General features: G+C 70.0%; 16 protein-coding genes. 8 read left to right on the plus strand and 8 right to left on the minus strand.

The window, feature by feature from the left end:
* The first annotated feature begins 17 nt into the window (after positions 1-17).
* Complete coding sequence (locus tag AW270_RS06695; protein WP_157521741.1) at positions 18-1,139, plus strand: hypothetical protein; 1,122 nt, start codon at positions 18-20, stop codon at positions 1,137-1,139.
* Here AW270_RS06695 and AW270_RS06700 read toward each other — a convergent pair.
* The 7 genes from AW270_RS06700 to AW270_RS06730 all read right to left on the minus strand — a co-directional run bounded on the left by AW270_RS06700 (position 1,120) and on the right by AW270_RS06730 (position 8,659).
* Positions 1,120-2,142 (minus strand): CopD family protein, encoded by a 1,023-nt coding sequence (locus tag AW270_RS06700; RefSeq protein ID WP_061291790.1) that lies wholly within the window; start codon positions 2,140-2,142, stop codon positions 1,120-1,122. The genes AW270_RS06695 and AW270_RS06700 overlap by 20 nt on opposite strands.
* A 43-nt stretch (positions 2,143-2,185) precedes the next feature.
* The gene (locus AW270_RS06705) at positions 2,186-2,752 is read right to left on the minus strand and encodes a copper resistance CopC family protein (RefSeq protein WP_061291792.1); all 567 of its coding nucleotides are present in this window, start codon (positions 2,750-2,752) and stop codon (positions 2,186-2,188) included.
* Between the two features lie 181 nt (positions 2,753-2,933).
* Positions 2,934-3,572 (minus strand): cupin domain-containing protein, encoded by a 639-nt coding sequence (locus AW270_RS06710; protein WP_061291793.1) that lies wholly within the window; start codon positions 3,570-3,572, stop codon positions 2,934-2,936.
* Positions 3,560-4,399 carry a DUF6807 domain-containing protein gene (locus AW270_RS06715; protein ID WP_061291795.1) on the minus strand — a complete coding sequence of 280 codons (840 nt, stop codon included), beginning with the start codon at positions 4,397-4,399 and terminating at the stop codon, positions 3,560-3,562. The genes AW270_RS06710 and AW270_RS06715 overlap by 13 nt, the downstream gene beginning before the upstream one ends.
* Positions 4,387-5,421: a Gfo/Idh/MocA family protein gene (locus AW270_RS06720; protein ID WP_061291797.1), complete on the minus strand. Its 1,035-nt coding sequence runs from the start codon at positions 5,419-5,421 to the stop codon at positions 4,387-4,389. The genes AW270_RS06715 and AW270_RS06720 overlap by 13 nt, the downstream gene beginning before the upstream one ends.
* 72 nt (positions 5,422-5,493) lie before the next feature.
* The gene (locus AW270_RS06725; RefSeq protein ID WP_061291799.1) at positions 5,494-6,849 is read right to left on the minus strand and encodes a glycoside hydrolase family 30 protein; all 1,356 of its coding nucleotides are present in this window, start codon (positions 6,847-6,849) and stop codon (positions 5,494-5,496) included.
* 106 nt (positions 6,850-6,955) lie between these two features.
* The gene (locus AW270_RS06730) at positions 6,956-8,659 is read right to left on the minus strand and encodes an alpha/beta fold hydrolase (protein ID WP_157521742.1); all 1,704 of its coding nucleotides are present in this window, start codon (positions 8,657-8,659) and stop codon (positions 6,956-6,958) included.
* 282 nt (positions 8,660-8,941) lie between these two features.
* Here AW270_RS06730 and AW270_RS06735 point away from each other — a divergent pair, with 282 nt between their 5' ends.
* Genes AW270_RS06735 through AW270_RS06745 form a run of 3 tightly spaced genes read left to right on the plus strand, consistent with a single transcriptional unit; the run spans position 8,942 to position 12,097 of the window.
* Positions 8,942-10,234, plus strand: a complete 1,293-nt coding sequence (locus AW270_RS06735) for an extracellular solute-binding protein (RefSeq protein ID WP_061291803.1) — start codon at positions 8,942-8,944, stop codon at positions 10,232-10,234.
* 7 nt (positions 10,235-10,241) lie between these two features.
* Positions 10,242-11,243 carry a carbohydrate ABC transporter permease gene (locus tag AW270_RS06740; protein WP_061291806.1) on the plus strand — a complete coding sequence of 334 codons (1,002 nt, stop codon included), beginning with the start codon at positions 10,242-10,244 and terminating at the stop codon, positions 11,241-11,243.
* The gene (locus AW270_RS06745) at positions 11,240-12,097 is read left to right on the plus strand and encodes a carbohydrate ABC transporter permease (RefSeq protein WP_061291808.1); all 858 of its coding nucleotides are present in this window, start codon (positions 11,240-11,242) and stop codon (positions 12,095-12,097) included. The genes AW270_RS06740 and AW270_RS06745 overlap by 4 nt, the downstream gene beginning before the upstream one ends.
* Here AW270_RS06745 and AW270_RS06750 read toward each other — a convergent pair.
* Complete coding sequence (locus AW270_RS06750) at positions 12,087-13,100, minus strand: LacI family DNA-binding transcriptional regulator (RefSeq protein ID WP_061291810.1); 1,014 nt, start codon at positions 13,098-13,100, stop codon at positions 12,087-12,089. The two genes, AW270_RS06745 and AW270_RS06750, sit on opposite strands and share 11 nt — an antisense overlap.
* 157 nt (positions 13,101-13,257) lie before the next feature.
* Between AW270_RS06750 and AW270_RS06755 the strand changes: the two genes are divergently transcribed.
* The 4 genes from AW270_RS06755 to AW270_RS06770 all read left to right on the plus strand — a co-directional run bounded on the left by AW270_RS06755 (position 13,258) and on the right by AW270_RS06770 (position 20,051).
* On the plus strand, positions 13,258-14,637 hold the full coding sequence (locus tag AW270_RS06755; RefSeq protein ID WP_061291813.1) for a glycoside hydrolase family 5 protein: 1,380 nt from the start codon (positions 13,258-13,260) through the stop codon (positions 14,635-14,637).
* A gap of 17 nt (positions 14,638-14,654) precedes the next feature.
* A complete protein-coding gene (locus tag AW270_RS06760) occupies positions 14,655-17,534 on the plus strand; it encodes an endo-1,4-beta-xylanase (protein WP_061291815.1) in 2,880 nt (959 codons plus the stop codon).
* Positions 17,535-17,619: 85 nt separating this feature from the next.
* Positions 17,620-19,146: a glycoside hydrolase family 43 protein gene (locus tag AW270_RS06765; RefSeq protein ID WP_061291817.1), complete on the plus strand. Its 1,527-nt coding sequence runs from the start codon at positions 17,620-17,622 to the stop codon at positions 19,144-19,146.
* 65 nt (positions 19,147-19,211) lie between these two features.
* Positions 19,212-20,051, plus strand: coding sequence for a hypothetical protein (locus AW270_RS06770; RefSeq protein ID WP_061291819.1), 840 nt, complete (start codon positions 19,212-19,214; stop codon positions 20,049-20,051).
* Positions 20,052-20,108 lie beyond the last annotated feature (57 nt).

Below are 20,108 nucleotides of genomic sequence, written 5' to 3' on the forward strand. Positions count from 1 at the left end.
AACGGCACAATTCGCGCGTGGCGACTGGAACAACGATGCTCACGCGGGTGCCCCGCCAGGTCGTGGCCTGGGGCCTGCCCCTCTGGTCGCGTGGCCTGCCCGGCCGCCCGACACCTCCCGACGTCTTCCGGCTGATCTACACGGCCTGGCTGGTGGCGTTCGCGCTCAAGGTGCTCGGGGCGTCCTGGGACGTCTCGTGGCACTTCCGCTGGCTGCGCGACGACCTCGCGCCGCCCCATCTGATCAACACCGTCGGGACGATGATCGTCGTCGGCCTGACCATCGTGCACTGGTACACCGGCTACGGCGTCGACAAGGCGGCCCAGCGGCTGATCCTGTGGGGGACCGGCACCTTCCTGGTCGCCATCCCGCTCGACCTGATCAACCACAAGGTCAACGGCCTCGACATCACCGCGTGGAGCCCGTCCCACGCGCTGCTGTTCATCGGCACCGCGTTCATGATCGCCGGGGTGATCCGGGGGTGGTACGTCGGCGCGCAGCCGGGCCGCCGGCGGACCGTCGTGCTGGCGGCGCTGTTCGGCTTCTTCCTGGAGAACGCGATCTTCCCGAGCGAGCACCAGGAGTACGGGGTCATCGGCCTGGCCGCCTGGATCCGGGGCGAGCCGGAGGCCGAGCCGTCGCTGCTCGCCTTCGCGGCCGAGGACCTCGGGCGGCCGGTCGACCTGATCGCGGTGCAGAACTTCGCGCTGCCGGTGCCCGACCAGGTCTACTCGCTGTGGGCCGGGATCGTCGGCATGGCCATCCTGGTGGCGGCCCGGAAGGCGACCGGCTACCGGTTCACCGCGACGCTCATCGCGGCGGGCTACCTGGCCTACCGGATGGTGATCTGGCCGCTGCTGGCCGGGATCGGCTTCCCCACCTCGGCGATCCCGTTCTTCCTGCTCCTCGGCGCGATCTGCGTCGACCTGGCGTTCCTGGTGCCGCAGGCGTACGTGCGGGTCGCCGCCGGGGCGCTGCTCGTCACCGGCGGGGTGTTCGGGGGGCTCTGGCTCCAGGAGGCCTACCTCATCGCGCCGCCCTACGCCCCCTGGGCGTGGCCCTACGCGCTCGGCGGCCTCGCGGTGGCGTGGCTCGTCGTCGAGCTCGCCGGGAGACGGCTCAGCCGCCCGTCCGTGTGATGACCACGGCCACGCCGTAGGCGAGGCCCAGCACGGTCAGCTCGACCGCCGCCCAGGCCGCGAAAGCGGTCGGGCGGCGGGCGGTCACGCCGGGCAGCAGCCGCCACCGGATGTTGGCGGCCAGCAGCGCGATCACCCCGGCCAGCACGGTCTTGACGACCACCAGCAGGCCGTAGTGGGTCGTCACCAGCGAGGCCGGGAACGCCTCCGCGGGGGAGAGCAGCAGCTCGACGAGCCCGGTGAACAACCCTGACAGGCTGACCACGAGCAGCGCGGTGGTGGCGAGCCTGGAGAACCTCGGCAGGGTGCGGCCCAGCAGCTCGCGGTCGGACACCAGCAGCAGCGCGACCGCCAGCAGGCCGCCGGTCCACAGGGCCGCGCCGATGACGTGGAGCTCCATCGCGACCATGCTCAGGTCGTGCCAGTACCAGTTCGAGGCATGCCCGGTCACCGGCAGCGGCAGCAGCCCGAACACCGCCGCGCCCACGCGCAGCTCGGCGGGGACCTTCTCGCCGAACCTGACCGCGAAGATCCCGATGGCCGCGCTGAAGACGGCCGCCGCCCCGCTCACCACCAGGCCCTGGCCGGAGCCGATCGCGTCCACGTACAGCGGCACGTCGGGGAAGCGGCCCGGCATCACCTCGGCGGCGCTCAGCAGCGTCGAGACCAGGGCCGCGAAGGCCCACACGACCGCCGAGTAGACGGCCCAGCGGCGGGCCCGGGACGCGGCCGGTTCGGTGGCCTCGGGATGGTCGAACCCGAGCAGCTTCGGCAAGAGGCTGAGACCGACGGTGACGAGCGCGGCGACGTCCAGGACGAACCTGGTCACCGGGAGCCCGAACTCGACCCAGGGGCCCGCTGTGGGCAGCCCGAAGGGGGGTTCGGGGAGGGTGGCCCAGGTGGCCACCACGGCGGCGGTCAGCCCGGCGCCGGTCAGCCCCGCCAGGGGCAGCGCGCGCAGCCGCCGGTCGGCGGCGGCGGGGCGGGAGTCGAGCAGGGTCATGCGGCGGTCCTGTCGGGGGCGGGGTGCGGGCGGGCGGCGCGACTCACGCGAGGGTCCGGTCGTGGGCGGGAGGGGTCGTCCCGGCGTGGCGGGGCCGCGACTCGTGGCGGTGCAGCACCCAGGTGGCCAGTCCGAGCATCAGCAGCGCGAAGACCATCAGGCCCCAGACCCAGCTGCCGCCCGAGGCGGCCGGGATCGGCGCCGACACCGCGCCGGGCGCGGGCGCGAGGGTCGCCGCGGCTCCCGCCGGGGCCGCCCCGGCGCCCGTGTACGTGAACCTGATCGTCCCCGACACCGGGTGGCCGTCGTTGGAGACGATCTGCCAGCCGATGACGTAGGCCCCGCCGGTGGTCAGGGGCTTCACCGTCGCGGTCACCACCTCGTCGCGGACCGTCAGGCCCGCGTCGTAGCGCGCCCCGTCGGGCCCGGTGAGGGCCAGTTTCGCGAAGTCGGCGCGGACGGGCTGGTCGAAGGTCAGGGTCACCCGGTCGAGGTGGGGGACCGACGCGCCCTCGGCCGGGTCGCTGCCCTTCAGGACGTTGTGGGCCGACGCCGGGACCGGCCACAGCACGGCGGCCAGGAGCACCAGCGAGACGGTGAGAAATCGCACGATTGGCAGGGTAAGCCCGGGCCGCGTGAGCGTCACCTTTCTCACGCGGCCCGGACGCCTCGGCGGGCAGGATCGTTCCGCCCCGATGACCGTGAACCTAAGCCGCGTGATCAGGTGAGTCAATGCGTTCTTTTAAGAAAGTTTCCTGATAGTACTGCTTTAAGCCGCTCTTAAGCCTCGCTTAGCCGGGATAGGTGAAGAGGTGCCCGCACATGCCGTCGCGCGGCTCGCCGGACGCCTCGGTGATGCGGGCCTCCCGCAGATAGTCGTAGTCGCCCCGGCGCAGCGACGCGAGCTGCTTCTCGGTGTCCTCGACCGCCTTGAGCGGGCCTTCCCGCCACAGGTCCTCGAAGTCGTCGAGCCGCCCGCCGACCAGGCGCACGGCGTGTTCCAGGAACTTCTCGAAGCCCGGCTGCCCGGCCTCCTTGAGCTGCCGGAAGCCCTCTAACGCCAGGTCGCGCCGCCAGCGCGGGGCCATCCCCGCGGCCCGGTCGTAGTCACCGGTCAGCACCGCGTTGGGGAAGGTGAACACGGCGTCGCCCGCCTCGGGCAGGCCGCTGTTCTGCATGACCACGACGATCTTCAGATCGCCGTCGTTGACGAGCCGGTGGACGGTCCCCGGGGTGAACCACACCACCGCCCCGGGGGCCAGCGGGGTCTCCTGGAAACCCTCCCAGGTGAGGGTCTGCACCGACCCGGTGCCGGCGACCACGACGTACGCCTCCGCGCACAGCGTGTGCAGGTGGGGCGAACCGCCGCACCGGCCGTCGGCGGCGGGCCAGTCGTAGACACTCAGGGCGGTGACGCCTATGCCGAACATGGGTGCTCCTTCACGTACGCGGCCAGCCGGGATCTGTCCCAGCCCCCCGAGCAGACGACGACGCGATAGCCCAGCCGCATGCTCTCTCCACGCGGCAGGTTAACAATCTCGTCAAAGGCGATCGAGGGGTTGACCGCCGCGAATGGTGTCGTTCGCACGAACCACGTGACCGGGGCGGGGGCCTGGAAGAGCAGCGTCGACGAGCGGTCGACACCGTCGTGGCGGCCGACGTAGGCCAGCCACTGGGAGGTACGGCCCATCATCTCAGGACCTTCCCCCGTCTCGGCGATCACGTCGCCGTTCTCGAAGGAGCGCGGGCCGCGCCAGAAGAGGCCGCAGTAACCCGCCGTCGGACGGCCGTTGGTCGTCGGGCTGCCGAACACCAGGTCCGCGCCCCGCACGTTGCGCAGGGTGGTGGTGAACTCCAGCGCCCACGAGTCGTCCTCGACGTCGGTGACCCGGAACTCGCGCAGTTCGTCGACCCAGTGCTCGCCGGCCTGGGTGTGCCAGCTCAGCCGCTGCGCGCCCGGCCGGTCGAAGCCGTCGTGCCGGATCGTGCCGGTGTTCGGCAGGTCGACGTAGCCCGCCGACTCGCGGACGTAGGTCCCGCCGCCCCAGAAGTTCTCACCCGACAGGTCGGAGACCGTCATCGCCAGGCCCTTGTGCCAGCGGTGGTCGTGCGGGCGGAAGGCGGTGACCAGGTCGCCCTCGAGGGTCCTGATCGGGTGGAAGTAGGGCTTGGGGGACTCGAAGACGTCGGTGTCGCGGTCGTCGTACACGTAGCGGAGGATCTCCACGCCGCGTTCGTCGTAGATCAGCTCGTCCATGCGCCGCCGTCCAGCCGGTGGTAGAAGGGGTCGTCGGGGGTGAGCTCGGCCCGGGTCACGGGCCGCCTCCGGTGGGCCGAGGCGTAGATCCCCGTCGCCAGTTCCAGGGCCTGCCGGCCCTGGCGGGCGCTCATGGGCGGGCGTTCGTTCTTCTCGTAGGCGTCGAGCAGCACGCTCAGCTGGGCCTCGTGGGAGCTGGGCACGTCGTCGGGGGGCTGCCACAGGTCGGTCGTGGCGGTCCAGTCCTCGTTGCGGTAGCCGTACAGATGACGGAGTTCCACGGACGCGCCGGTGAAGTCGAAGCGCAGGTAGCTCTCCTCACGGCGGGAGAGCAGGCTCGTCGCGACGGAGGCCAGCGCGCCGGAGGCGAAGCGGACCGTGGCCATGGCGACGTCCTCGTACTCGACGTCACGGTCGAGGGTCGCGGTCATCGCGCTCACCTCGGTCCAGTCGCCGAGGACCGAGAGCATGACGTCCATCTGATGGATCGCGTGGCCGACCGTCGGGCCGCCGCCCTCGGTCCGGAACCGGCCCCGCCACGGGACCTGGAAGTAGTCGTGGTCGCGGAACCAGGCCGTCACGCACAGGGCGGCCACCGGGCGGCCGAGGAGCGGGGCGATCTCCCTCAGGTGCCGGGCGCCGGAGCCGAAGCGGTGCTGCGAGACCACGGAGGCGTAGCCGGGCCCTTCGGCGGCGGTGATGGCGTCCCACTCAGCAAGTGAACGACATGCGGGCTTCTCGATCCACACCCAAGCGCCCGATTTGAGACATTCGATCGCCTGGACGGCGTGTCCGCCCGGCGGCGTGCACAGATGGACCACGTCCGGACGGGCCTGGTCGAGCAGCTCGGCGACCGATCCGTGGAAGCTCGGGATGCCGTGTTCCCTCGCGAACACGGCGGCTCGGGCCCGGTCGACGTCGGCGACCGCGACCACCTCGGCCCGGTGGGCCTGGGCGCGCAGCGCCGGAAGATGGCAGACGCCGGCGATCCCACCGGTCCCGACGACGGCGACCCGGATCATCCGGCCCTACCTCCTGTTGTGTTGGTGACCCGGGCGGGCGCCCACGCTCCCAGGGGCGCCCGCCCGGGCGTCTCACCTCACGACGAGCGTCGTGAGAGAACGCGGGGCCAGGGTGAGGTTCCTGTTCGGACCCCGGCCGGGCAGTGGTGTCTCCGCCAGGTCGCGCGTCCCGTCGGTCAGGTGGACGGTCGCCCTTCCGGCTCTGGTGTTGATCTTCGTGCGGATCTCGGTGGCCGCCGTGTTCAGGATCTCGACCACCTCCGAGCCGTCCCTGTTGCGGAAGGCGGTGACCTTCAGCGCGGGGTCGGCCGCGGTGACGTCGACCCGGACCGCGTCGGGCCGGATGAAGCGGCTGTAGGCGGCCAGCGCCCAGAAGCGCTTGGAGATCCGGTAGGTCCCGGTCGCCTCGTCGATCTGGAGCATGCCCCGGGTGGCCCCCCGGGAGGCGCCGAACCAGAACACGTAGCCGTTGACGTTGCCGGTGGTGAACGAGTCGTGGATCTGCTGCGCCACCGCGAAGCCGTCGTATCCGCTGCCGTCGTCCCAGTTCTCGTTCCAGGTGTCGCCGTTGGGCGACCACTCCGACATCCATACGGGCTTGTCCGTCGGCAGCGGGCCGTCGATCGGGCTGACGTAGGGGTGGCCGGTGTGCGTGGCCACCCACCTGCGGGCGACCGGGTCGGCCTCGATGGCCTCGGTGAACTGCCGCTGCTCCGACCATCCGGCGGCGTCGCAGCAGGCCACCTTGATGCCCGCCCTGGCCGCCGTCGGGCCGAGGACCTTGACGAAGTCGGCGGCCTGCTGCGGGGTGAACCGCATCGAGGCGTAGGAGACCGTCAGGTCGGGCTCGTTGGTGAACCCGAGGTCGGTGATCCTGATGCCCTCCTTGGCGTAGAACCTGGCGTACTGCACCAGGTAGTCCGCGTAGGCCTGGCGCCACTCCGGCAGGAGCTCGCCGCCGTTGCTGTCGCTGCCGTTGGTCTTCATGTAGCCCGGCGCGCTCCACGCGTCGGCGTAGAACCGCTCGACCCCGTAGCGCTTGGCCTCCTTGGCCAGCCAGACCTGGCCGCCGTCGTCGCCGTCCCAGACGTATTTGGGCTTGGCGGTCGGGCCGCCGGGGTTCTCCGGCTGGATGGAGACCATGAGGTCGTAGGGGCTGCCCGCGGGCGAGGAGCCGATGCCCAGGCGCAGGATGCTGAACCCGGCGCCCTTCGACCGGCTCAGCCACAGGTCCAGGATCTCGCGCTGCTTCTCGGGCGACAGCGCGCGCACCAGCTCGTTACGCCGGAACGCCTGGGAGAAACCGAACCCGTCGATCCGCTGCTTCACCGACCACGAGCGCACGTCGATGCCCGCGCGCTCGGGAGTGAAAGCGACGAGGGGGAGGATCAGCAGTGGAACGAAGAGCGCCTTGTGACGTCGAGACATGCGGGAACCCGCTTTCCGAAAGTTTCACAAGATTACCGAGACTTTTCGTTGCGGGTAACGTAAAGGTTTCACGGCGCGCGCGTCAACGCCGTGAGTCGGAAAAGCGTCAGAGAACCCATCCGATGAGCCAGGCGGTGAAGATGAGCCCGGTCGCCGCGGGCAGGATGAGCACCCCGGGGGCCCGGTCGCGGAACGCCGCCACGACCGACAGGCACGTCGCCGCGATCGGCAGCAGGCTCGCCCAGAAGATGATCGGCGGGATGCCGACGGTGAACGCCACCCGGTCGGAGACCGCCCACACGCTCCACGCCGCCACGGCGCAGAACGCCGCCCCGGCGAGCCCGGCCAGCAGGGTCAGCAGCCCGCCCCGGCGCACCGTGATCGCCCCGCCCGCCACCTGGAACAGCGACAGCAGCGCGAACGCGCCCAGCGGCGCGACCGCCCATGGGAAGCCGGTGGTGGTGTAGCCGGCCGGGGTCAGGTGCACGTCGCCCGGCTCGACCAGGGCGCGGGGCGCTTTCGCCGGGTCGCAGGGCGCTGGCGCGGCCGGGTCGGCCAGGAACGCCCCGATGGTCTTCCGGCCGCAATCGCTGACCTCGAAGACGCCGTAGCCGACCCCGGCGAACTCCTGGAACCGGGCGGCGGGCAGCTTCTCGCTGGCGGTCCGGACCTTCTCGGCGGGGATCGCCGGGTCGTACTGGCCTGCCAGGACCAGCACCGGCGACTGGGTCAGCGCGCCCTCCTCGCCGGAGGCGGGCAGCCGCCACTCGGCGCACGTCGTCGCGTCGTTGAACACCGTGAACAGGGCCCTGGAGCGGATCTGGTTGGACGGCCACTCGTCCTGGCACTGCACGGAGTAGTAGAGGCCCCACTCGCGGCCGGTCATCGTCGCGGCGGCGGCGTCGACCAGCGGCGACAGCAGGTCGGTCTGCCCGTCGGCCAGGCCGTCGATCAGCGCCGGCAGGATCGGCAGCACCTCGGGGTCGGAGACCGACTCGGCCAGCAGGGTGGCCACGTCGTCGCCGGACAGGGAGACCTCGACGCGGGCGCGGGTGAGCGGGTCGCGGGTGGCCAGGCTGACCGGTTCGGCGTTGAGGTTCCGGACCATCTGGTCGTAGCGGCCGGCCACGCCGAGCCGGTCGGCCATGGAGCGCAGGGCGGCCGGGGCCTCGTCGTAGACGGCGTAGGACTCGGGCAGGTAGGAGTCGAGCACGACCGAGGCGGTGCCCTCGGGGTCCATGGCGGCGGCCAGCAGCATCATGCGGGTGGAGTAGCCGACGCCGAAAAGGCTCCACTTGTCGTAGCCGAGGGTGCGGCGCAGCTCGACCACGTCGGCGGCGATCTCCTGGGTGCGGAAGCCGCGCAGGTCGCTGGTCAGCCGGGCCCGGCAGGCGCGCGCGGCCAGCGCCATGTCGCCCTTGGCCGGCCCGGTGGAGGTGAGCTCCTTGAGCGCGCCGGTGACGATCTCGGGGCACTCCAGGCGCGGTTCGGAGAAGGCGCCGCCGCGCTGCTCCATGACCACCACGTCACGGTCGGGCGCGATCGCGGCGATCGTCCCGGTCAGCTGGATGGAGGACATCCCCGGGCCGCCGTTGGTGAACACCACCGGCGGGCCGGCGGGAGAGTCGACCCGGCGCACCGCGAACCCCACCCTGACGGTGTCGCTCCGGTAGGCGTCGCGCCGCTCGGGGACCAGCAGGTAGCCGCACGTGGTGCCGGCCGGGACCGGCGCCGGGCAGGGGTGCTCCTCGACGCCCTCTCGCACGCCGCTTTCGCGCGCGCCCGCGAGCGCGGGTGCTGAAAGTCCCATGAGCGTGACGGAAGCCGCGATCAGGCTCACCGCCGTCTTCCATCCGGGCACCCGTCGACCTCACTGCCAAATATCCGCACTTGATGGGGGATTGCACGCTTTTTCACGTGATCTCCGCCCGGACCACGGCAGCACCCTAGCGGCAAGGGCCGAGTAACAGCTCCACAACGGCCGTTGATCCCATGGAAAACGCGATGTAACCTCCCTGCCATCAAGGGAAACTATCGGAACTTCATCGAAAGTTTCTTGCAGTGCATTCCCGGGACGGAAGGAACCACCGATATGTCGTTGACACGACGCGCAGTGGTGACGGCGGCTGCTGCCGCGCTGTTACTCGCAGGCTGCGGATCCGGAGCCGAGGAGACGCCCGCGCCCGGTGGAGGGCAGGCGGCGCAGGAGAAGGTCGTCATCGACTGGTGGCACATTCAGAACATCGAGCCCATGCTGCCGGTCTGGGACGCGATGGCCAAGGAGTACATGGCCGCCCACCCCAACGTGACGATCAACATCAACCCGTTGGAGAACGAGGCCTTCAAGGCCAAGATGACCACCGTCGCCCAGTCGGGCGAGGGCCCGGACATCTACCAGACGTGGGGCGGCGGCGTGCTCCAGCAGCAGGCCGACGGCGGCATCGCCAAGGACATCACCGCCGACATCGCCGACTGGTCGGGCACCTTCAACCCGGCCGCCCTGGCGGCCTACCAGCTGGGCGGCAAGACCTACGGCGTCCCCTATGACATCGGCATGGTCGGGTTCTGGTACAACAAGGACCTCTTCAAGAAGGCCGGCATCGAGCAGCCGCCTGCGACCTGGACCGAGTTCCTCGACGCGGTCAACAAGCTGAAGGCCGCCAACATCACCCCGATCGCCCTGGGCGGCAAGGCCAAGTGGCCCGGCCACTACTACTGGACCTACCTCGCGATGCGCATCGCCGGTCTGCCCGCGCTCCAGGAGGCGGCGTCCGCCAAGTCGTTCGAGAACCCCGACTTCATCGCCGCCGGTCAGAAGCTCAAGGAACTGGCCGACCTCAAGCCGTTCCAGAACGGCTTCCTGGGCGCCCCCTACGACACCCCCGACGGCCAGGCCGCCGCGATGGGTGGCGGCAAGGCCGCCATGGAGCTGATGGGCCAGTGGGCCCCGACCGTCCAGAAGGACACCGCCGGTGACCTCGGCGACGCGCTCGGCTTCTTCCCCTTCCCCTCGGTCGAGGGCGGCAAGGGCGCGGCCACCGAGGCGCTCGGCGGCGGCGGCGGCTTCGCCGTCGGCGTGGACGCCCCCAAGGAGGCCACCGACTTCCTGAAGTTCATCCTGTCGGCGGAGAACGCCCGCAAGGAGATCGCCACCGGCGCCCTGCTGCCCGTCGTCAAGGGCACCGAGGACGCCGTCACCGACCCCCGCGGCAAGATGGTCGTCGACGTGCTGGCCAAGGCCACCGGCTTCCAGCTCTACCTCGACCAGGCCTACCCGCCGGCCGTCGGCGCGCAGGTCAACGACAGCGTGGCCGAGCTGATCGCCGGGACCAAGTCGCCGGAAGAAGTGGTCAAGGCCATCACCGAGACCGCGCAGTCGGAGTAGTCGCGGCGTGAAGACGACGAAAGGACCGGAGAGCGCCGTCACGGCCTCTCCGGTCCCGCGACGCTTGATCCCCCCGCCGCAGCCCCACAGGCCCAAGAGCCGGGGCAAGGCGCGTAAGCGGATCACCATCATCCTGTTCCTGCTCCCCGGCGTGCTGCTGTTCTCGTTCCTGGTGCTGGCGCCGATCCTGCTGGCGATGTACTCCAGCGTCTTCAAATGGAACGGCTTCGGGCTCCTGCCGAAGAACTTCGTCGGGCTGGACAACTTCACCCGGCTGTTCGACAACGAGATCTTCCTCGGCGACCTGCGGCGCGGCGCGCTCCTGATCGTGCTGGGGCTGGTGGTCCAGCTGCCGCTGGCCCTGGCCATCGCGCTGCTGCTGAACCAGAAGATGAAGCTGCGGGCCCTCTACCGGCTGCTGTTCTTCATGCCGTACGTGCTCAGCGAGGTCATCGCGGCCGTGCTGTTCAGCATGCTGCTGTCGCCGGAGCGCGGGTTCGCCAACGAGGTCCTCGGCTTCCTGGGCCTCGGCGAGTCGAGCTTCCTGTCCGAGCCCGACACGGTCATGACCTCGCTGTTCGTCGTGATCACATGGAAGTACTTCGGCTTCTACATGATCCTCTATCTGGCCGGACGGCAGAGCATCCCCAAGGAGCTCACCGAGGCGGCCCAGATCGACGGGTGCGGCCCCTGGCACGTGTTCCGCTACGTGACGCTGCCGCTGCTCGGCCCGACGATCCGGATCACGGTCTTCCTGTCGGTGATCGGCACCATCCAGCTCTTCGACCTGGTGTACGTGCTGACAGGGGGCGGTCCCGTGCACGCGTCGGAGACTCTCGGCGTGACGATGTACGACTTCGGTTTCAAACGCTTCCAGGTCGGCTACGCCAGCGCGATCAGCGTGGTGATGTTCGCGCTCAGCCTGGTCTTCGCCATCGGCTACCAGCGGTTCGTGCTCAGGCGCGACCTCGACGGGGCCACCACGACCATGGGAGGTGGCCGCCGATGAGCGTCCACGCGCGGGAACGCCGGACCACGCCGGGGCGGGTCCTCAGGCCCATCGCCCTGCACACGATCGTCGTCATCATCGGCGTGTTCATCCTCGTCCCGATCGTCTACGGGATCCTGGGCGGGTTCAAGGACAACCAGCAGCTGGCCAACAACCCGATCGGGCTGCCGGCGCCGTGGGTGCCGGAGAACTACACGAACGTGCTCGCCTCGTCGGACTTCTGGCGGCAGGTGTTCAACAGCTCCCTGATCGCGCTGACCACGGCGTTCATCACCGTCGCGGTCTCCGCCCTGGCGGCGTTCGTGTTCGCCCGCTTCGCGTTCCGGGGCCGGGAGCTGCTGTTCACCGTCTTCGCGGCCGGGCTCATGTTCCCGTTCGCGGTGGCGATCCTGCCGCTGTTCATCATCCTGCGGTTCTTCGGCCTGCTGAACAACCCGCTGGGGGTGATCCTGCCCCAGGCGGCTTTCGGCCTGGCGTTGACGATCATCATCCTGCGGTCGTTCTTCCGGTCGATCCCGCACGAGGTGGAGGAGGCCGCCATCCTCGACGGCTGCACGCCGTTCGGGTTCTTCTGGCGGATCCTGCTGCCGATGGCCCGCCCCGCGCTGGCCACGGTGTCGGTGCTGGCCGTCGTCAACAGCTGGAACAACTTCTTCCTGCCGCTGGTGGTCTTCAACGACAAGGACTGGTGGACGCTCCCCGTGGGCGTGCAGCAGTTCACCGGCCAGTATTCGGCCGACACCGCCAAGATCCTCGCGTACGTGGTCCTGGCGATGATCCCGGCGCTGGCCTTCTACTCGGTCGCCGAGAGGCAGCTCATCGGCGGCCTCACGGCGGGGGCGACTAAAGGGTGATCGGCGCGGTGCTCTCGCGGACCACCAGATCGGTGGCCAGCTCGACGCGGCGGGCCTCGGGGTGTTCCCCGCGGCCCATCGCCAGCACCATCCGGGTGGCCAGCTCGGCCATGTCCTGGAGCGGCTGGCGGACCGTGGTGAGCGGCGGCCACGCCGACTGGGCCAGCGGCAGGTCGTCGAAGCCGACCACGCTGAGGTCCTCGGGCACTCGCAGCCCGCGCTGCCGGGCCGCCTCGAACACCCCGAAGGCCTGCATGTCGCTGCCGGCGAAGATGGCCGTCGGGCGGTCGGGCAGTGACAGCAGGGCATGACCGTGGTCGTGACCCGCGTCGGCGAGGAAGCTGCCGTATCGGATCAGGCCCGGCTCGACGGCCACCCCGGCGGTCTCCAGGGCGGCCCGGTAGCCGTCTATGCGGGCCCGGCTGCACAGCATGTCGGCCGGGCCGCCGATCATCCCGATCCGGCGGTGGCCGAGCTCCAGCAGATGCCGGGTGGCGGCCAGGCCGCCGTGCCAGTTGGTGGCGCCGACGGAGGCGACGCCACCAGCCGGCTCACCCTCGGGGTCGACCACGACGAACGGCATCGACCGGGCCGACAACTGGTTCTGGAGCCCGGACGACAGGCGCGAGGCGACGACGACCACGCCGTCGGTCCGGCGCGAGGCGATGCGCTCCAGCCAGTCGCGGCCGGGCCCGGCGTGGGTGTGGAGCACGGAGATGACGACGCTGGACTCCGACTCGCGGGCGGCCGTCTCGGCGCCGCGCACGATCTCCATCGCCCAGGGGCTCTCTATCTCGGCGAACACCAGGTCGATGAGACCGACGGGGCCGTCGCCGGGGCTGACCCGGCGCTGGTAGCCGTGCTTGTGCAACAGGCGTTCGACGCGCTGCCGGGTCTCCGGAGCGACCTCCGGACGGCCGTTGATGACCTTGGACACCGTGGGGACCGACACACCCGCCTCTTGGGCGATTACGGCGATCGTCACCCGCCTTTTCGCTGGCATGGCCGGAAGTGTATCCGAAAGGTTTCGGATATGCGTACCTGGGGCGTCATTCCCGGTGGTAGCGCTCCCAGCACTTTATTGACGGTCCGCGAGCTGGATATCTATGCTGCGGCTTGCGAAATATTCGGTAACACTCCGAAACTTTCAAGGGGAATCGATGCCCGACTTGCGCGTGTCCGGATCTCACCTCGTCGACCCGTCCGGGCGTCCGGTGCGCCTTCGTGGCGTCGGGCTCGGCGGCTGGCTCAACATGGAGAACTTCATCACCGGCTACTCGGCCAACGAGTCGACCATGCGGTCGGCCGTGCGCGAGGTGCTGGGTGAGGAGCGCTCCGAGCTCTTCTTCGACCGCCTGTTAACCTCCTTCTTCGGCCCGGCCGACGCCGACCTGCTGCGTGACCTGGGCATGAACTGCGTCCGCATCCCGGTCAACTACCACCACTTCGAGTCGGACGACCGCCCCTTCGAGATCATCGAACACGGCTTCCGCCACCTCGACCGGGTCATCGCCCTGCTGGCCGAACGCGGCATCTACAGCGTCATCGACCTGCACGCCCTCCCCGGCTCGCAGAACCAGCACTGGCACTCCGACAACCCCACCCACATCGCCGCGTTCTGGAAGTTCCGCCAGTTCCAGGACCGCGCCGTCCACCTGTGGGAGGTCATGGCCGACCGCTACAAGGACAACCCGTGGGTGGCCGGCTACAACCCGATCAACGAGCCCGGCGACGTGCACGGCCGGGTCGTCGGCCCCTTCTACGACCGGCTGGTCAAGGCGATCCGCGCGGTCGACCCCGGCCACGTGCTGTTCCTCGACGGCAACACCTACTCGACCGACTTCTCCATCTTCCGCGAGGTCTACGAGAACACGGTCTTCGTCTGCCACGACTACGCCCTGGCCGGCTTCGCCCACGGCGGCCCCTACCCCGGCGAGACGCGCGGCGAGTGGGTCGACCGCTCGACCCTGGAGGCCACCTTCGAGAAGCGCACGGTGTTCCAGCGCGAGACCGGCACGCCGATCTGGGTGGGCGAGTTCGGCCCCGTCTACACCGGCCGGCCCGAGGTCGACGACATGCGCTACCAGATCCTCCGCGACCAGCTGGAGATCTTCGACGCGCACTCGGCGGGGTGGTCGCTCTGGACGTACAAGGACGTGGGCCTGCAGGGGCTCGTCACCGCCGGTGAACCGTACATGGGGACCTTCGGTGACTTCATCGCCAAGAAGGGCCGCCTCGGCGCCGACCGGTGGGGCTCGACGATGGAGGAGAGCGCGGCCGAGATCTCGCCGCTGCACCAGCTCATGGAGGCCGAGTTCCCCTCCTGGGACCCCTACCCGTGGGGCGCCCGCTACCAGATCGACGACCTCATCCGGCACATCCTGATCGCCCAGGCGCTCCTCCCCGAGTACGCCGAGATCTTCCGCGGCAGGAGCGACGAGGAGCTGCTGGCCCTGGCCGACTCCTTCGCCTTCGCCAACTGCGCCCGGCGTCAGCCGCTGCTCGACCTGCTCAGCGCGAACCTGCGCCCTGCTCGATAGTCCAGGAGACACCCCCCATGTCCCGAGCCGTGACGGCCTTGCTGCTCGTCCTGTTATGCCTGGCCGTCCCGGCCCGGGCCGACGTCACCACCATCGCCACCTACGACTTCGCCTCGGGCGCCCAGGGCTGGGGCCCGCGCGGTGACGGGGTCGCCCTCGACACCTCCACCGGCGCGCTGCGCGTGACCGGGCGCACCCAGACCTGGATGGGCGCCCAGATCACCCCGCCCTTCGAGAAGGGCGTCACCTACAACGTGACCGCCCGCGTCTCCGGAGCGGTCGCGCTGACCGTCGAGCGGACCCCGGCGGGTGGCTCGACCACCTGGGAGCGCGTCGGGGCGGCGACGTCCGCCCCCGGCGAGTTCACCGAACTGTCCGGCTCCTACAGCTACTCCGCCGACTCCACCCTGAACCTCTACTTCGAGAGCTCCGAGGCGACGGCCGACTTCACCGTCGACGACGTCGTCATCACCTCGGACAGCGACCCCACGCAGTCGGGCCTGACCACCGACTTCGAGACCGGGACCGCCCAGGGCTGGAACCCCCGCGCCGCCGCGACGCTGACCGCCACCGGCCAGGCGGCGCACGCCGGGAACTTCGGGCTCGCCGTCGCCAACCGGCAGGCCTCCTGGGACGGCCCTTCGCTGAACGTCCTCGGCAAGCTGGCCAAGGGGTCGAAGTACACCGTGTCGATCTGGGTCAGGTCCGCCCAGGCGCAGTCACTGGGCCTGTCGATCGAGCGGCGGCAGAACGGCACCCCTTCCTACGAGCGCATCGCCGCGCCCGTGGCGGTCACCGGCTGGACCCACCTGACCGGGACCTACACGCTGGCCCACGACGTCGACTTCCTGAGCGTCTACGTCGAGTCGGCCGAGGGTGCGCTGCCGTTCGAGATCGACGACTTCGCGCTGGAGTACATCGCGCCCAAGCCCATCCAGACCGGCATCCCGTCGCTCAAGGACACCGTGCCCTTCACCCTCGGCGCGGCCTTCCACCGGGGGGCCACCCTCGGCGAGCACGCCAAGCTCATCGAGAAGCACTACGGGAGCGTCACCCCCGGCAACGCCCTCAAGTGGGACGCCACCGAGCCGGCCGAAGGACAGTTCACCTTCGACGAGGGCGACGCGCTGGTCGACTTCGCGACCGGCAACGGGCTGGAGTTCCGCGGCCACACCCTCGTCTGGCACAGCCAGACCCCCGCGTGGGTCTTCGAGGGCGCGACCAAGGAGGTCCTGCTCCAGCGGATCGAGAACCACATCCGCGCCGTGATGGGCCGCTACAAGGGCCGCATCGGCACCTGGGACGTGGTCAACGAGGTCATCGACGAGAACCAGCCCGACGGCCTGCGCCGCTCGCCGTGGTTCGAGATCACCGGCCTCGACTACATCCGCACCGCGTTCCGGGTGGCCCGCGAGGTCGACCCCGCCGCGACGCTGGTGTTCAACGACTACAACACCGAGTTCCCGCGCAAGCGGGAGGCGATGTACAAGGTCGTCAAGCAGCTCCGCGACGAGGGCGTGCCGATCGACGCCGTCGGCCACCAGCTCCACGTCAACATCGAGAACCCGCCCGCCCACTTCATCGAGGACTCCATCGAGCGCTTCGCGACGCTGGGCGTGGAGCAGCAGGTCACCGAGCTCGACGTGTCGGTCTACACCGACTTCGTGTCGACCTACGCGACCGTCCCGGCCGAGGTGCTGGCCCAGCAGGGGCACCGCTACAAGGAGATCTTCGACGTCTTCCGCCGCCAGGCGGCCAAGCTGACGTCGGTGACGATCTGGGGCGTGGCCGACGACGAGACCTGGCTGTCGACCTTCCCGATCACCCGCGTCAACGCGCCGCTGCCCTTCGACGACGAACTCCAGGCCAAGCCCGCGTTCTGGGGCATCGCCGACCCGTCGGAGCTGCCCGCCTCGCGGCTCGCGGTGACCGTGCCGGCCGGGACCGTCACCGTCGACGGCAAGCGGGACGAGCAGTGGGACCGCCTGCCCGACACGCGGGTGGCCCGGACCGGGAACCTGTCGGCCTCCTTCCAACTGCGCAAGGCCCCTTCGGGTGTGTACGTCCTCGCGGACGTCACCGATGCGACCGACGACCGGACCGACTCCCTGTCGGTGAAGCTCGGATCCACGACGTACAAGATCCCGCGCGGCGCCCCCGCCCAGGGCTTCAAGGCGCACACGAGGAAGACCGCCACGGGCTGGCAGGCGGAGGCCCTGCTGCCCTCCGGCGCGGCCACCGCCCTCGACCTGACGGCCGACGACGTCCGCACCGGCCCCGACGCGGTCTTCAGCGGGACCCTGACGTTCGTCCCCGAGGTCAGGGAGTTCACCGCGCCGAAGGAGACCCCGGTGGTCGACGGCGTCGCCGAGGCGGTCTGGAACAAGGCCACTCCGGTCGACACCGGCACCTGGATCCAGGGCACGTCCGGCGCCACCGCCAAGGTCCGCGCGCTGTGGTCGCCCTCGGGCGTCCTGTACGTCCTGGCCAAGGTGACCGACCCCGTGCTCAGCGACGAGTCGCCGAACGCGTGGGAGGAGGACAGCGTCGAGATCTTCGTCGACCCCGAGAACAACAAGACCAAGGGCTACGACGACGACGACGGCCAGTACCGGATCTCCTTCACCGGAGCCGAGTCGATCGGCGGCACGTTCGACGCGTTCGCGATCAGGGACAACCTGACCAGCGCGGTCTCCCGCACCTCGACCGGCTACATCGTCGAGGCGGCGATCAAACTGCCCACGGTGACCCTGGCCCGCGACCGGGTGCTCGGCTTCGACGTGCAGATCAACGACGCGACCGGGACGGCCCGTACCGCGGCGGTGACCTGGCACGACCCGACCGGACAGAGCTATCTGTCCACGGCGCGATGGGGAGCGCTACGGCTCGGTAAGTAGTGCATGGTCCAATAGGTTCTGGCGCCGGGCCCCGCCTTCCGCAGCGTGCGGGGCCCGGCGCCCTTCTTCCCGGAGGCTCCCGCCGGTGTCTGCCAACCCGATCCTTTCCGGCTTCCACCCCGACCCCTCGATCTGCCGCGTGGGCGACGACTACTACCTCGTGACGTCGTCGTTCGAATGGTTTCCCGGGGTCCCGATCTTCCACAGCCGCGACCTGGTGCACTGGCGGCAGCTCGGCCACGTGCTGCACTCCCTCGACCTCGACGGGCTGAAGCCGTCGGCGGGCATCTTCGCCCCCACCATCCGCCACCACGACGGCGTCTTCTACATGATCACGACGCTCATGGAGACGGCGGGGAACTTCATGGTCACCGCCACCTCGCCCGAGGGGCCGTGGAGCGAACCGGTGTGGTTCCCCGAGACCCGCGGCTTCGACCCGTCGCTCTTCTTCGACGACGACGGCCGCTGCTGGATGCACGGCAGCCGCGAACGCGAGAACAAGGAGTACGACGGCGACACCGAGATCTGGCTCCGCGAGCTCGACCTGGAGTCGCTGAAGCTCGTCGGCGACGAGCACGTCATCTGGACCCCCCACCTGCGCCGCGCCATCTGGACCGAGGGCCCGCACATCTACAAGGCCGGCGGGTGGTACTACCTGCTGACCTCCGAGGGCGGCACCGCCGAGGAGCACGCCGTCATGGTCGCCCGCTCCCGCTCGGTCACCGGCCCCTACGAGGGCAACCCCCGCAACCCGGTGCTGACCCACCGCCACCTGGGCCTGGGCCACCCCATCACCTCGACGGGCCACCCCGACCTGGTGGAGACGCCGTCGGGGGAGTGGTGGTCGGTCCTCCTCGCCACCCGCCCCTACGGCGGCACCACCTTCACCGACATGTCCACGGTGCGGCGCGAACACGGCTACAACCTGGGCCGCGAGACCTTCCTGACCAGGGTGACCTGGGAGGACGAGTGGCCCGTCTACGCCCAGGTGACGCCGGTCTTCGACGGCCCGTCGCTGCCCGCGCACCGGTGGCCGGCCGGCCCGGCGTGCGACCACTTCGACCGCCTCGACCCGGTCTGGCAGTTCCTCCGGACTCCGCGCGAGACGTTCTGGACCGTCGGCGACGGACTGACCCTCGACGTGCGCCCGCCCTCGCTGACCGAATGGGGCAACCCCAGCCTGGTGGCCCGCCCCCAGGCCCACGTGAACTTCGCCGCCCACACCGAACTGACCTTCTCACCCGGGTCGGCCGAACACGCGGGCCTGGCCCTCATCCAGAACGACGCCTTCCACATCCGCCTGTCCCTGGGGGCGAGAGGCCTCGAACTGGTCAGCCGCGCCGAAGGCATCGACACCCTCCTGGCCCGCGCCGACGCCCCCGGCGGGCGGGTCTGGCTCGCCTTCGAGGCCTGGGGCCAGGACTACCAGGCGCGGTACGCCCTCTCACCCGGCGAGTGGCAGCCCCTCGGGCAGCCGGTCGACGGCCGGATCCTGAGCTCGACGGTGGCGGGCGGCTTCATCGGCACGATGATCGCCCTGTACGCGACCTCGGAGGGCCGTTCGAGTTCGAATTCCGCGCGTTTCTCCTGGTTCGACTATCGAGCACTCTGAGATTCGAGCGACTGTTCTACCGAATGCCATGTGCGGAAGGTAATCAGTCGGTAACGTCCTGACACGTGCCGACAACCCAACACGACTCCCTCAACCAGCTCTTCCGAGAACGGCCCCGGCTCGCCCTCGACCTGGTCAGGCAGGCCAAGCTGCTGGAGATGCCCGGCGATCCACCCGTCCGGGCCCATCTGCTCGAACTGAGCGACCGCGTCTCGAAAGAGCTCCGCCCCGACCTGCTGCTCACGCTCGGCCCCGAGCGTGAGCCCACTGCCGCGCTGATCGTCGAGATGCAACTCCAGCCGTCGGAGGCCAAGGCCCGGCAACTCCCGCGCTACGCGGCCGCGGTGTGGCTGCACCTCGACTGCCCCGTCCACGTCGTGGTCGTCTGCCCCGACAGGCGCACCGCCCGCTGGGCCGCCACCCGCATGCCCACCCAGCTGGAGACCTTCCACATCGACCCGCTGGCCATCGGGCCGGACGACATCCCTCTGGTGACGGGCGCGCAGGTCGTCGACAACCCCGAGCTGGCCACGCTCTCCCTGATGGCCCACAGCGACGACGAGGCGGTGGTCGACGACATCCTGGAGGGATTCGAGGCCCTGCCCGTCAAACACGCTGCGTATTACTATGAATACGCTTATCACTTCGCCGTCGAGTCGGCCAAACACCGATTGGAGAAGGCCTTGGAGACCAAACCCGTGTTCAGCCCGTTCGCGAAAGAGCACTTCGGCAAGGGGATGGTCGAACAGGGCATCGCCGACGTGCTCGAAGTCCTCGAACTGCGGCGGATCCCCCTTACTGCGGAGCAGCGCGCCCGCATCACCGAAAGCGACGACATCGCCGACGTCAGGAAACTGCTCAGGCGGGCGGTCCTCGTCGACGACGCCGGGGAGTTGTTCGCGTGAGCGACGACGAGCCGATCCCGGTCTGGTCCTGCTGCGGCGAGCCTGTTCCGTGGTGTC

It is taken from the genome of Herbidospora cretacea (genome assembly GCF_001570605.1).
GTDB lineage: Bacteria > Actinomycetota > Actinomycetes > Streptosporangiales > Streptosporangiaceae > Herbidospora > Herbidospora cretacea.

What these genes read in the sequence shown, in the direction of transcription:
- AW270_RS06700 (WP_061291790.1), bottom strand. Translation starts at nt 2,142, where the DNA reads ATGACCCTGCTCGACTCCCGCCCCGCCGCCGCCGACCGGCGGCTGCGC.
- AW270_RS06730 (WP_157521742.1), bottom strand. Translation starts at nt 8,659, where the DNA reads ATGGGACTTTCAGCACCCGCGCTCGCGGGCGCGCGCGAAAGCGGCGTG.
- AW270_RS06720 (WP_061291797.1), bottom strand. Translation starts at nt 5,421, where the DNA reads ATGATCCGGGTCGCCGTCGTCGGGACCGGTGGGATCGCCGGCGTCTGC.
- AW270_RS06745 (WP_061291808.1), top strand. Translation starts at nt 11,240, where the DNA reads ATGAGCGTCCACGCGCGGGAACGCCGGACCACGCCGGGGCGGGTCCTC.
- AW270_RS06710 (WP_061291793.1), bottom strand. Translation starts at nt 3,572, where the DNA reads ATGTTCGGCATAGGCGTCACCGCCCTGAGTGTCTACGACTGGCCCGCC.
- AW270_RS06715 (WP_061291795.1), bottom strand. Translation starts at nt 4,399, where the DNA reads ATGGACGAGCTGATCTACGACGAACGCGGCGTGGAGATCCTCCGCTAC.
- AW270_RS06760 (WP_061291815.1), top strand. Translation starts at nt 14,655, where the DNA reads ATGTCCCGAGCCGTGACGGCCTTGCTGCTCGTCCTGTTATGCCTGGCC.
- AW270_RS06725 (WP_061291799.1), bottom strand. Translation starts at nt 6,849, where the DNA reads ATGTCTCGACGTCACAAGGCGCTCTTCGTTCCACTGCTGATCCTCCCC.
- AW270_RS06755 (WP_061291813.1), top strand. Translation starts at nt 13,258, where the DNA reads ATGCCCGACTTGCGCGTGTCCGGATCTCACCTCGTCGACCCGTCCGGG.
- AW270_RS06735 (WP_061291803.1), top strand. Translation starts at nt 8,942, where the DNA reads ATGTCGTTGACACGACGCGCAGTGGTGACGGCGGCTGCTGCCGCGCTG.
- AW270_RS06750 (WP_061291810.1), bottom strand. Translation starts at nt 13,100, where the DNA reads ATGCCAGCGAAAAGGCGGGTGACGATCGCCGTAATCGCCCAAGAGGCG.